Below are 12,275 nucleotides of genomic sequence, written 5' to 3' on the forward strand. Positions count from 1 at the left end.
AATTTCGTTACCTGATTGAAATAACGGAGTGCAAATTACACTAAAATCATATTATTTGGTGACTAAAAACAAAAAAAATATCATTTTTCGTTTGCATTTAAGAGAAATGTATTACTTTTGCCCCGTAATCAAAAAACAAAGAACGATTATATGAAATCATTTACTTATACATTTTCCTTCTTTTTTTACTTTTACTTTAGCCAGAAAGTAGAGCGGGAATTTGTATGTGTCAAGTAATGATAAAGCGAAGACATTAAGACGAATAAATAACAAGAATCCCGCTCCCACATGGAGGCGGGATTTTTTTGTATCAGACAATAAAAGAATATGAGAAAGATAGCAATTCAAGGAACATTAGGCTCGTATCACGACATAGCCGCTCACAAGTACTTCGAAGGAGAAGAGATTCAACTAATCTGCTGCGCCACTTTCGAAGATGTTTTTGCAGCCGTAAAAAAAGACAGTGACACCATTGCCATGCTGGCCATTGAAAATACCATTGCGGGTAGTTTGTTACAAAACAACGAACTGCTTCGTCAGAGCGGTGCGCGCATCATCGGTGAATACAAGTTGCGCATCTCGCATAGTTTCGCCTGCCTGCCCGATGAGGATTGGGCGGACATTAACGAGGTAAACTCCCACCCCATTGCGCTGATGCAGTGCCGGGATTTCCTCAATCACCACCCGCAAATAAAAGTAGTGGAAACGGAAGATACGGCATTGAGCGCGGAGATGATTCAAACCCAAAACCTAAAAGGAAGGGCCGCCATCTGCTCCAAAGCTGCTGCCGAACGCTACGGATTGAAGGTGCTGCAAGAAGGCATCGAGACAAACAAACACAACTTCACCCGTTTCCTTGTAGTAGCCGATCCCTGGAAAGCCGACGAGCTACAGCAACAACAAGCCGAAATCAACAAAGCAAGCATGGTTTTCACTCTCCCCCACACCGAAGGCAGTCTTTCTCAAGTTCTATCTATTCTTTCGTTCTACAACATCAATCTAACCAAAATACAATCGCTCCCCATCATAGGCCGTGAATGGGAATACCAGTTTTACGTTGACGTGGCTTTTGGCGATTACCTGAGATACAAACAGGCTGTTGCAGCCATCACTCCATTAACCAAAGAACTCAAAACATTAGGTGAATATGCAGAAGGAAAATCAAGCATCTAAATATGCTCCGGCCAACCGGCTGACCGGCGTAAGCGAATACTATTTTTCAAAGAAGCTGAAAGAGGTAGCGCAAATGAATGCCGAGGGAAAGAACGTGATCAGTCTGGGAATAGGCAGTCCGGATATGCCTCCTTCGGAGCAGACGGTGAGCACGTTGTGCCAGGAAGCGCAAAATGCCGACGGACACGGATACCAACCTTACGTAGGTATTCCGGAACTTCGCAAGGCGTTTGCCGGATGGTACCAGCAATGGTACAACGTGGAGTTGAATCCGAATACGGAAATACAACCGCTTATCGGGTCGAAAGAAGGAATTCTGCACGTAACGCTGGCGTTTGTCAACCCGGGCGAACAGGTTTTGGTTCCTAATCCGGGCTACCCCACTTACACGTCGCTGAGCAACATTCTCGGTGCGGAGGTGGTGACGTATAATCTGAAAGAGGAAAACGGATGGATGCCCGACTTTGAGGAGCTCGAAGCTATGGACTTAACCCGCGTGAAGTTGATGTGGACCAACTACCCCAACATGCCCACGGGTGCCAATGCAACACCGGAACTATATGAAAAGCTGGTCGACTTTGCCCGCAGGAAGGGCATTATCATTGTCAATGATAACCCGTACAGCTTTATATTGAACGATAAACCGCTGAGCATTCTCTCCGTTCCGGGTGCCAAGGAGTGCTGCATTGAGTTTAACTCCATGAGCAAAAGCCACAACATGCCCGGATGGCGCATCGGCATGCTGGCGTCGAATGCCGACTTTGTGCAGTGGATCTTGAAAGTGAAAAGCAACATCGACAGCGGTATGTTCCGCGCCATGCAACTGGCCGCAGCCAAAGCGCTGGAAGCCGGTGAAGACTGGTACGCAAGCAACAACCAAAACTATCGTAACCGCCGCCAGCTGGCCGGAGAGATTATGGAGGCTTTGCAATGCACGTACGACGATCATCAGGTGGGCATGTTCCTCTGGGGAAAAATACCGGCCTCGTGCACGGATGTTGAGGAACTCACCGAAAAAGTATTGCACCAAGCACGCGTGTTCATCACGCCCGGATTTATTTTCGGCAGCAACGGTGCGCGCTACATACGCATTTCTCTTTGCTGCAAAGACGAGAAACTGGCCGAAGCGCTGGAAAGAATTAAAGAAATGAATAAAAACAAATAAAAATACATATTGAAATTATGGAACTAGAATCAATTTTATTACCGGGTGTTGAGGCAAAAAGACCCATCGTTATTGCCGGTCCTTGCAGTGCCGAAACAGAAGAACAAGTAATGAGCACGGCCAAGCAACTGTCCGAGCGAGGCATCAAAATATTCCGCGCAGGCATTTGGAAACCGCGTACCAAGCCGGGCGGCTTCGAAGGCGTTGGCGTTGAAGGTCTTTCATGGTTGAAGGAGGTTAAGAAGGAAACGGGCATGTATGTTTCGACCGAAGTGGCTACTGCCAAACATGTGTACGAATCATTGAAAGCCGGAATAGATATTTTATGGGTAGGCGCGCGCACAACCGCCAATCCGTTTGCCGTTCAAGAGATTGCCGATGCGCTGAAAGGGGTCGATATTCCTGTTTTGGTGAAGAATCCTGTGAATCCGGATCTTGATTTGTGGATTGGCGCCTTGGAGCGTATCAACAACTCGGGGCTAAAACGTCTGGGAGTTATTCACCGCGGGTTCAGCAGTTACGATAAGAAGATTTACCGCAACTTGCCGCAATGGCACATTCCTATTGAGCTGCACCGCCGCATTCCTAACTTGCCCATCTTCTGTGATCCGAGCCACATCGGCGGCAAACGCGAGCTGATTGCACCGCTTTGTCAGCAAGCGATGGACCTCAATTTCGACGGACTCATTGTGGAAAGTCACTGCAACCCCGATTGTGCATGGAGCGATGCCTCACAACAGGTTACACCCGACGTGTTGGATTACATCCTCAACCTGCTGGTTATCCGCAAGGAAACGCAGACTACCGAAAACCTTGCTGCATTGCGCCGCCAAATTGACGAGTGCGATAATAGCCTGATGGAGGAGCTTGCCAAACGTATGCGTATTGCCCGCGAAATTGGTACGTACAAAAAAGAGCACGACATGCCCATTCTTCAAACCAGCCGTTACAGCGAAATTTTGGAGAAAAGAGGATCGCAGGGTGCTTTGTGCGGACTCGATGCGGAGTTTGTCATGAAGATATTCGAAGCGATTCACGAAGAGAGTGTTCGCCAGCAGATGGAAATCATCAACAAATAAAAGGACAGGACGGTAAATCATGAGGATATTAATTCTTGGAGCCGGTAAAATGGGCTCCTTCTTTACGGATATATTGAGCTTTCAGCACGAAACGGCTGTGTACGATGTCAACCCGCATCAATTGCGTTTTGTGTATAACACGTATCGTTTCACCACGCTCGAGGAGATTAAAGACTTCGAGCCGGAACTGGTGATTAACGCTGCAACGGTGAAGTACACGCTCGATGCCTTCAGACAAGTGCTTCCTGCCTTGCCTAAAGATTGCATCATCAGCGACATTGCTTCGGTGAAAACCGGACTGAAGAAGTTTTACGATGAAAGCGGTTTCCGTTATGTGTCCACTCATCCGATGTTTGGCCCTACCTTTGCCAGCCTCAGCAACCTGAGCAGCGAAAGCGCCATTATTATCAGTGAAAGTGATCATTTGGGAAAGGTGTTCTTTAAAGACTTGTACAACAGCCTCAACCTGAACATTTTTGAATATACGTTCGACGAGCACGATGAAACGGTGGCCTACTCGTTGTCTATTCCGTTTGTGTCGACCTTCGTTTTTGCGGCGGTCATGAAGCACCAGGAGGCACCGGGCACTACCTTTAAAAAGCACATGGCCATTGCCAAGGGTTTGATGAGTGAAGATGATTACCTCTTGCAGGAAATACTATTCAATCCGCGCACCCCGGCACAAGTGGAAAACATTCGCCGTGAGCTGAAAAACGTTCTCGAAATCATTAGCAATAAAGATGCCGAGGCCATGAAAAAGTACCTGACCAAAATCAGGGAAAACATCAAATAAAAACGAGTAAAAGCTTGACTTTGTGTTTGTAATGTTGTATATTTGTAAGCGTAAAGTTAAACTATATTCTATTTATACTGCACGTAAAAGGAGAAGCCGGCGCTTCTCCTTTTTTTGTTTCCGCGCCCGTCTGCTCTTCCCCCAAATGCCTTGTTCCGGCTCTTTGTTTCTTTCATTTTTGCCAATTGCTACCTGCAATGCACCTCATTGCTCGTGGCAATCACCTCCATTGGTCGTTGCAATTCGCCCAATTGCTCGTGGCTTTGGAGAAAAAGCTCGTTATCTTTTCAAAAAACATCAAGGACTTTTTTAAATTCCTCTTTATGTTTTCCAAAAAGTTGGGCAGGGATTTAAAATCGTTGGGCAGCTATTCAGGAAAGTCGGCCCGGCTTTCCAAAAACGTGGTCGTTGCTCCCTCAAAAGCTGGTGGTAAGTGAGGCACCGCCCGCAAGCGTTAATAATATATAAATCAGCACTTGACAAAAACGGGTTGAATGGTCGTTTTTTGTCCGTTATATTCAAGTAAAAGGCAGGCAATCAAATGATATTCAGGCAGAAAGGCTCTATTCACCTGCCGCTTGCAAACAACCCGGGGCTCGCTTTGTGGAATAACAAATTAGGTGTACATTTGTGATGCTTAAAACCATTCGTACATGATAGATCAGGCAACCATAGACAGAATACTCGATGCGGCACAGATTGTTGATGTGGTATCGGACTTTGTTACGCTGCGCAAACGCGGGGTAAACTATGTGGGGCTGTGTCCCTTTCATAACGAGAAAACGCCTTCTTTCAGCGTGTCGCCCTCCAAAGGTCTTTGCAAATGTTTCAGTTGCGGCAAGGGAGGCAACGCGGTGCACTTTATTATGGAGCACGAGCAGATGTCTTATTACGAAGCGCTCAAGTTCCTGGCACGCAAGTATAGCATTGAAGTGAAGGAGCGCGAGCTGAGCAACGAAGAGAAAGAGGCTCAGAGTGCGCGCGAAAGTATGTTTATCGTCAACGGTTTTGCGCGCGACTATTTTCAGAACATACTGAAAAACCACATCGACGGCCGAAGCATTGGTATGGCTTACTTCCGTCAGCGTGGTTTTCGTGATGATACGATCGAGAAGTTTCAACTGGGTTTCAGCTTGGAACAGCACGATGCGCTGGCACAAGAAGCCATGCGAAAAGGATACCAGAAGGAGTTTCTGGTAAAAACGGGTTTGTGCTACGAAACCGACGAGGGAAAGGTGCGCGACCGCTTTTGGGGACGTGTGATGTTCCCGGTGCACTCGCTCTCGGGCAAGGTGGTGGCTTTCGGCGGACGTGTGATGAGCACCGAAAACAAAAAGCTGGCCAAGTACGTAAACTCGCCCGAATCTGAAATTTACCACAAGAGCAGTGAGCTGTACGGCATTTACTTTGCCAAACAAGCCATTGTTAAACAAGACCGTTGTTTCTTGGTGGAAGGTTACACCGACGTGATTTCCATGCACCAGTCGGGCATTGAAAACGTGGTTTCTTCGTCGGGAACTTCTCTTACGCCGGGACAAATTCGTCTCATTCATCGTTTCACCAACAACATTACGGTACTGTATGACGGTGATATGGCGGGTATCAAGGCTTCCATCCGCGGTATCGATATGTTGCTCGAAGAGGGTATGAACATCAAGGTGGTGCTGTTGCCCGATGGCGACGACCCCGACTCGTTTGCCCGCAAACACAATGCAACCGACTTTCAGGCGTATATTTCGGCTCATGAGGTGGACTTCATTCGGTTCAAGACCAATCTGCTTCTCGACGATGCGGGCAAGGATCCCATCAAGCGCGCCGGACTCATTGGTGACATTGTGCGAAGCATTTCGGTTATTCCCGAAGCCATTGTGCGCTCGGTGTACATGAAGGAATGCAGTCAGCTGCTCAAAGTGGAAGAAAAGTTATTGGTGGCCGAGGTGGCGAAGCTGAAGGAAAAGATGGCCGAAAAGGATGGCAAGTCCGGAAGTTATAACGCCTCCACACCGCCTCCGGCCGAGAACGGCATACCGCTTCCCGGCGAAATACCTCCTCCGTATGAATCGCTCATTCCGCAGGAGGGCAAAGAGGGACAGGAATTTTACCAGCTCGAACGGCTTATCATACGAACTGTTATCCGCTACGGCGAACAAATTTTGTGTGAGGTGGCCGATGAGAATGAGAATCCTGTGCCGGTCAGTGTCATTGAGTATATTGTGGGCGATTTGAAAGAAGATGATCTATCGTTTCACAACCCGCTGCACCGCCGCATTTTGTCGGAAGCGGCTGCGCACATGCACGATAAAGATTTCAAGAGCCGCCGTTATTTCCTAGCGCATCCCGATCAGGAAATCAGCAGGTTATCGGCCGAGTTGCTCAACAATCGCTACCAGCTGAGCAAATACCACACCAAGGGACAGAAGCTGCCTACCGAGGAAGAACGGTTGCTTGAGGTGGTGCCTAACTTAATGATTAACTTCAAGAATGCCATTGTTGAAGAGGAATTGAAGCACATTATGTTTGCCTTGCAGAACCCCGAAAATGCCAACAACGTTGACAAGTGCAACGAGTTGATGGAGCGCTACAAGGAAATGAAACAAATTCAGAGCGTCATGGCTAAACGTCTGGGCGACCGCGTGGTGCTGGTGCGCTGACTTATTTGTGCATGATGAGGTTCATAAACTCCTCACGCGTTTTAGCCTGATTGAATGCTCCCGTAAAATCTGAAGTGGTTGTGATGGAATTTTGTTTTTCAACACCGCGCATTTGCATGCACATGTGCTTGGCTTCAACAACGACCATCACCCCTAGCGGGTTTAGTGTTTGCTGAATACATTCTTTGATTTGAAGAGTCATGCGTTCCTGCACCTGCAAACGGTGAGAAAAGATGTCGACCACACGGGCAATCTTGCTCAATCCCGTAATGTATCCGTTGGGAATATAAGCCACATGCACTTTGCCGTAGAAAGGCAACATGTGGTGTTCGCAAAGCGAGAAGAAGTCTATGTCTTTCACAATCACCATCTGGCTGTATTCTTCTTTGAACTTGGCAGAGCGCAGCACTTCGTGCGGGTCCATGGTGTAACCTTTTGTTAAGGTAAGCATGGCTTTGGCAACACGCTCGGGTGTCTTCAATAATCCTTCACGTTGCACATCTTCGCCCAGCAGACTGATAATACCGCGGTAGTGGCCCATTAATTCCTCCAGATGAGGTGAGTTTACTTCTTCTTTATCTAACATGATCTTTATAATGGAATATTAACTTGTTCTTTGACAATGGAAACTTCTTTGAAAACACCTGTTGATCTCAGCTGACGCATGGTAGCATCGGCTTCTTCGATAGTGCGGAAATCACCTACGCGGCACAACCATCGGGGCGAAGTAAAGGTGGTGTACACCTTCAAATCGGGAAAGTATTCTTTTACTTTGTAGCCAATGTTCTGTGCTTCAGTGCGGGCAGCGCGCGAATTGTTTCCGGCATATACCTGAACCCTGTAACCGGCTACTTTAATGAATTGCTGTTCATCGGGCATCCCTGCCGAGGCGGGTAGTTTTTCTTTTCCGATAGCTGCATCCAATCGTTCGTCCTGATGAATGGTTACCTTACCTTGACCGGGCACATCGCGCTCCAGGCTCTTGACAATGTTTTGAGCATTCGCCGTAGTGACGGCAAACAACAGAAGTAACAAACTAAAGTAAAACGAATAAGTCTTCATACGCACAGGTTGATAAATAAAAAAAGATTTGCGAACCGGGGGTAACCGGTTCACAAATCAGCATGTTTTTGTTATGCATTAAATGCATCGATAATACCTTTGAAATCGGCAACGCTCAAAGCAGCACCACCAATCAAACCACCGTCAACGTCAGGGTTGGCGAACAGTTCTTTAGCATTTGATGGTTTGCAGCTTCCTCCGTAAAGGATAGACGTATTGTCGGCCACTTCTTTTCCGTATTTTTCAACGATTGTTGAACGGATGTAAGCATGAATTTCCTGAGCTTGCTCAGCAGTAGCAGTCTTACCTGTACCGATAGCCCAAACTGGTTCGTAAGCCAAAACGATCTTCGAGAAGTCTTCAGCAGAAAGGTCGAACAATGAGCCGGCCAACTGAGCGTAAACTACTTCGTTTTGCTTGTTAGCTTCACGTTCTTCCAACACTTCGCCGATGCAGAAGATAGGAGTCAATCCGTTAGCCAAAGCCAATTGTACTTTATCTTTCAAGATAGCAGGTGTTTCACCGTAGTAAGCACGACGTTCAGAGTGACCCAAGATTACGTATTGAGCACCTGTTGATGCTACCATAGAAGCTGAAACTTCACCGGTGTAAGCACCCGATTCTTTATCGGCACAGTTTTCTGCACCAACACCAATCTTAGCAGCGTCAACAATCGGAGTAACCGATGCCAAGTGAATAAACGGTGTGCAGATAACTACATCACAGTTTTGTTTTTCAGCAGCCAAAGCTTCGTTTAATTCTTTAGCCAAAGCAATACCCTCCTGAAGGGTTTTGTTCATCTTCCAGTTTCCTGCAACAATGTTTTTTCTCATTTTGTTATTTGTTAAAGGGTTAATTAAATTTTTATTTCGATTCTTTCTTTTACGCTCACTACGGCGGACAATCAAGATGTCGAGACCCAGCACCAGCAACAAAGGCAGTATGTACCACCCGAAAATAAGCTGCATGGTTCGCTTGTCGTTTTCCACCTTCTGCTTGCCCAACTCCAACGTGTCCAATGGTCCGGTTAGTTCATATTCGTCGGGCAAATTATTATCGCTCCATTTATTCAGTATCACTCCGTTCTTAATCAACATCACCCCGGGATTGGAGCGAATCATGGTTTTGAGTGTTATGTTGTCCATCAGGCAGAACGGATATTCCGCTCCTGTCTGATCGCGCCACACGTCAATCTGTTTCTCTTCAGATGAGGTAAGGCAATAAAACTTATAGCCATACTCTTTGGAGTAGTCATAGAGTTCGTTGATCAGATCAATGTTGCTGTCGTCGGCTTCCTCGATGCGATGCGCCACCAACAAGAAGGTGTAACCTGAATCTTGCAGCACCTCATCGGTAATGTCATTGCCGCTGGCTAGTTCTTGCATGGAGAAATCATGAATGGCAGGCTCGTATCCTTTCTCTTTGAGTATGCTGCGCGAGTCAATGAACGTCCAGGTACTATCCGGATAGTTCTCCAACGTAAATTCCTTTCGCTCTCCGTTCTTCTCAAGTATGAAACGAGTTTCAAAAACACTGGGCTTCGCCCCGGGAGGAATGCTCATTCCCTCGGTAATGCTCTTCCCAATCTTATACGGACGGAAATCAATAACCGGAAGGTTTCTGATGCAATAGGACGAAAATACCAATATATACAAAACTGTATAAAGAGAGACCAGCCATTCGGTCTGAGCGGTCACAAACCTGATAATCCGTGCTCGTCCTGCAAAAACGGAAGCGGCAGCCACGAGTAAAACCACATTCTTCCAAAATGTTTGCCAGTTGGTCAGCACCCATGCATCGCCAAAACAGCCGCAATCACTCACTGGGTTTGTAACTGCAAGGTAAAGGGTAAGGGGAGTCATCACGAGCATCATCAGAAATGCCAGCGTAGTAGAAGCCCTTTTGCGCACGCCGAAAAACAGAAGTACGCCAACAGAAAACTCAAGCGTGGAAAGAATGACGGAAAATAATAAGGGTAAGAATGCCGGAAACCAGTCGGTCATGCCGAACGCGCTCAGGTAATCTTCAATCTTATATTGGGTGCCAAGCGGGTCAACAGCTTTCACAAAACCGGAGAATATAAAGAGCCCGGCCAGCAGAAACCTGCACAGATTTACCCAAATGTGCTTTGCAATATGTATTCTGTTATTTTTCAAACTCAAGTTTAATTAATCCGAATACAGAATAATTAATCATATCCATGTAATTGGCATCAATTCCTTCGGAAACGAGTGTTTGTCCCGATAAACTCTCTATCTGCTTGGTACGATGTATCTTCATCAAAATCAAATCCGTATACGAAGTTACGCGCATGCTTCGCCAAGCCTCATCGTAATCATGATTCTTTGCCTGCATCAGTTCAAGTGCCTCGGTGGCATACTTGTCATACAAAGCCAAAGCTTGTTCGTTGGTAATATCTGTCGACTCCGAATAACCCAGCTCTAGCTGAATTAAACCGATGATTCCGTAATTAACAATCGCAATAAACTCAGAGCGTATGCCTTCATCCACCAAAGTAACTCCCTTGGTTTCAATGCTCCTGATGCGATTGGCTTTAATGAATATCTGATCGGTAACCGAAGCCGGACGAAGAATACGCCATGCAGCACCGTAGTCATGTAACTTTTTGGCGAACAAGTCGCGGCACAAGGCTATGACATGTTCAAATTGTTGCTTAGTATCTTTCATTTGTTTACGAATAGATCGCAAAGGTAGCAATAAATAAAGAAAAAAGAAAAGAGGGCACTCTAAATTATATTTAAAGTGCCCTCTCCAAGCAAATTGTTTGTATATTCTTTAAGAACAACGAAGAACCTGTCCCGGTCTGAGTACCGTTCTTCTGCTTATTCTGTTCAGCTTGCAAAGTCTGTCGATTGACACGCCTCTTTTAGCAGCAATCCTCGACAATGTATCTCCTCTTTTAACCTTGTGGTATCTGATAGCACCTTCGCTGGCCAGTTCACTGTTCGAAGAACCAACGCTTTCATGCCCTCTGGTCTTTCTGAATGTATACGTATCGGCTACTACGTCTTGCTTGGGAAAATCAAACATGTAAGCAGGATTGATAGCGATTCCTAAGAAACGGGTTTCGAAGTGTAGGTGCGAACCGGTAGAGCGTCCTGTATTTCCACCCAAACCAATAGGTTCACCGGCTTTTACCGTTTGGTTTTCATCAACCAGTTGTTTGGACAAATGGCCGTATACTGTTTCCAAACCGTTTGCGTGACGAATAACAACATACTTACCATAACCACGGCGTTCAAAATTAACAATGCGCACTTTGCCGTCGAAGGCAGATACAATTGTGTCTCCAATGTTAACCTTGATATCAAGTCCGTTGTGCATTCTTCTCCAACGAGGACCAAAAGGTGAGGTAATACGTGTGTTAGGGGTTGGCATGCGGAAACCGGTCAGATCAATAGTGAAAGATTCCGGAACAATGGCGTCTTTGCCATAAGCGTGTACGTATCGGTTATCCCAATTAGGATAAAGGCTCAATGCAGGATATGCAGCTTGCTCTGCACGAATCTGCTTTTGAAGGGCCAGCGAATCTACGCTTTTAAGTTTTCGATCAATTGGGGCTTGGCGCGCAATCAGGTCCTGAGAAAAAGAATTCAGGCTGATCATAGCAGTTGCGGCAATCAATACTGTTTTAATACAATTAAAATTCATTCGTTTCGTCAATTCGTTAATACTCATCACAGGCATAAATAAAATCAAAAGAAGCCTGCTTATATTCGAATATTTCTTCTGGTTTAAAAAATCTATTTAATTCGGTGGCAGCAGTTTCAGGAGAATCTGATGTATGAACTATGTTTTCCTGATAACTCATACTGTAGTCTCCACGTATTGTACCGGGCGTTGCTGCACGTCCGTTTGTAGGACCAGCCAAAGCATGTACAACCTGAATTGCATCGACACCTTCCAAACAGCAAACGATAACGGGAGCCGCCATCATTGAATTTTTCACGCGCTGAAAAAACGGCTTGCTGCTTAAATGCGAATAATGCTCGCTTAAAATTTCATCCGTCAACTGTACCATTTTCATTCCTGTAAGGTGTAAACCCTTACGTTCAAAACGATTTATTATCTCGCCTACAAGTCCCCTTTGCAAAGTGCAGGGTTTTAATATGACTAACGTTTTTTCGATCATAAAAATAGTACGGTTTCAAAGGTTTTAAGCAATCATTTCTTTCAAAATTCTCCCAAAGATAGTATTTACGATTTAAAAACCAACCACCTGCTTAACTTTTTTTCGTACAAAGTTGGTTATAGATGAGACTTTTTGCGCCCTAAACCACTATAAATAGGGAAGATAGCGGCAAAATATGTTTTTGAGCATATTTCTGCAA

12 protein-coding genes are annotated in these 12,275 nt (G+C 45.9%); 6 read left to right on the forward strand and 6 right to left on the reverse strand.

Annotation, left to right across the window (positions count from 1 at the left end):
• Positions 1 to 327 precede the first annotated feature (327 nt).
• From C511_RS0106935 to dnaG, 6 genes are all read left to right on the forward strand, one after another.
• Positions 328 to 1,173, forward strand: a complete 846-nt coding sequence (locus C511_RS0106935; RefSeq protein ID WP_024996646.1) for a prephenate dehydratase — start codon at positions 328 to 330, stop codon at positions 1,171 to 1,173.
• Entirely contained in the window at positions 1,148 to 2,338 is a 1,191-nt protein-coding gene (locus C511_RS0106940; protein ID WP_024996647.1) for a pyridoxal phosphate-dependent aminotransferase, read from the forward strand. Before C511_RS0106935 ends, C511_RS0106940 begins: the two co-directional genes overlap by 26 nt.
• 17 nt (positions 2,339 to 2,355) lie before the next feature.
• Positions 2,356 to 3,417: a bifunctional 3-deoxy-7-phosphoheptulonate synthase/chorismate mutase type II gene (locus C511_RS0106945; protein WP_024996648.1), complete on the forward strand. Its 1,062-nt coding sequence runs from the start codon at positions 2,356 to 2,358 to the stop codon at positions 3,415 to 3,417.
• 19 nt (positions 3,418 to 3,436) lie between these two features.
• Positions 3,437 to 4,210: a prephenate dehydrogenase gene (locus C511_RS0106950; protein ID WP_024996649.1), complete on the forward strand. Its 774-nt coding sequence runs from the start codon at positions 3,437 to 3,439 to the stop codon at positions 4,208 to 4,210.
• Positions 4,211 to 4,407: 197 nt separating this feature from the next.
• Positions 4,408 to 4,647: a hypothetical protein gene (locus tag C511_RS0106955; protein WP_027317971.1), complete on the forward strand. Its 240-nt coding sequence runs from the start codon at positions 4,408 to 4,410 to the stop codon at positions 4,645 to 4,647.
• A 216-nt stretch (positions 4,648 to 4,863) separates the two neighbouring features.
• Complete coding sequence (dnaG, locus tag C511_RS0106960) at positions 4,864 to 6,861, forward strand: DNA primase (protein ID WP_024996650.1); 1,998 nt, start codon at positions 4,864 to 4,866, stop codon at positions 6,859 to 6,861.
• Between the two features lies 1 nt (position 6,862).
• Here dnaG and folE read toward each other — a convergent pair whose 3' ends face one another.
• The 6 genes from folE to ndk form a co-directional block, all read right to left on the reverse strand.
• Positions 6,863 to 7,447 carry a GTP cyclohydrolase I FolE gene (folE, locus tag C511_RS0106965; protein WP_024996651.1) on the reverse strand — a complete coding sequence of 195 codons (585 nt, stop codon included), beginning with the start codon at positions 7,445 to 7,447 and terminating at the stop codon, positions 6,863 to 6,865.
• A gap of 5 nt (positions 7,448 to 7,452) precedes the next feature.
• Positions 7,453 to 7,923: an SPOR domain-containing protein gene (locus tag C511_RS0106970; RefSeq protein ID WP_024996652.1), complete on the reverse strand. Its 471-nt coding sequence runs from the start codon at positions 7,921 to 7,923 to the stop codon at positions 7,453 to 7,455.
• A 71-nt stretch (positions 7,924 to 7,994) separates the two neighbouring features.
• Complete coding sequence (locus C511_RS0106975; protein WP_024996653.1) at positions 7,995 to 10,079, reverse strand: BT_3928 family protein; 2,085 nt, start codon at positions 10,077 to 10,079, stop codon at positions 7,995 to 7,997.
• Positions 10,069 to 10,611 (reverse strand): DUF1599 domain-containing protein, encoded by a 543-nt coding sequence (locus C511_RS0106980; protein ID WP_024996654.1) that lies wholly within the window; start codon positions 10,609 to 10,611, stop codon positions 10,069 to 10,071. The genes C511_RS0106975 and C511_RS0106980 overlap by 11 nt, the downstream gene beginning before the upstream one ends.
• 108 nt (positions 10,612 to 10,719) lie before the next feature.
• Positions 10,720 to 11,595, reverse strand: a complete 876-nt coding sequence (locus C511_RS0106985; protein WP_024996655.1) for a peptidoglycan DD-metalloendopeptidase family protein — start codon at positions 11,593 to 11,595, stop codon at positions 10,720 to 10,722.
• Positions 11,596 to 11,611: 16 nt separating this feature from the next.
• A complete protein-coding gene (gene ndk / locus C511_RS0106990; RefSeq protein WP_024996656.1) occupies positions 11,612 to 12,076 on the reverse strand; it encodes a nucleoside-diphosphate kinase in 465 nt (154 codons plus the stop codon).
• Between the last annotated feature and the right edge of the window lie 199 nt (positions 12,077 to 12,275).

Source organism: Bacteroides graminisolvens DSM 19988 = JCM 15093, from assembly GCF_000428125.1.
In the GTDB taxonomy this organism is placed as follows: Bacteria; Bacteroidota; Bacteroidia; order Bacteroidales; family Bacteroidaceae; genus Bacteroides; species Bacteroides graminisolvens.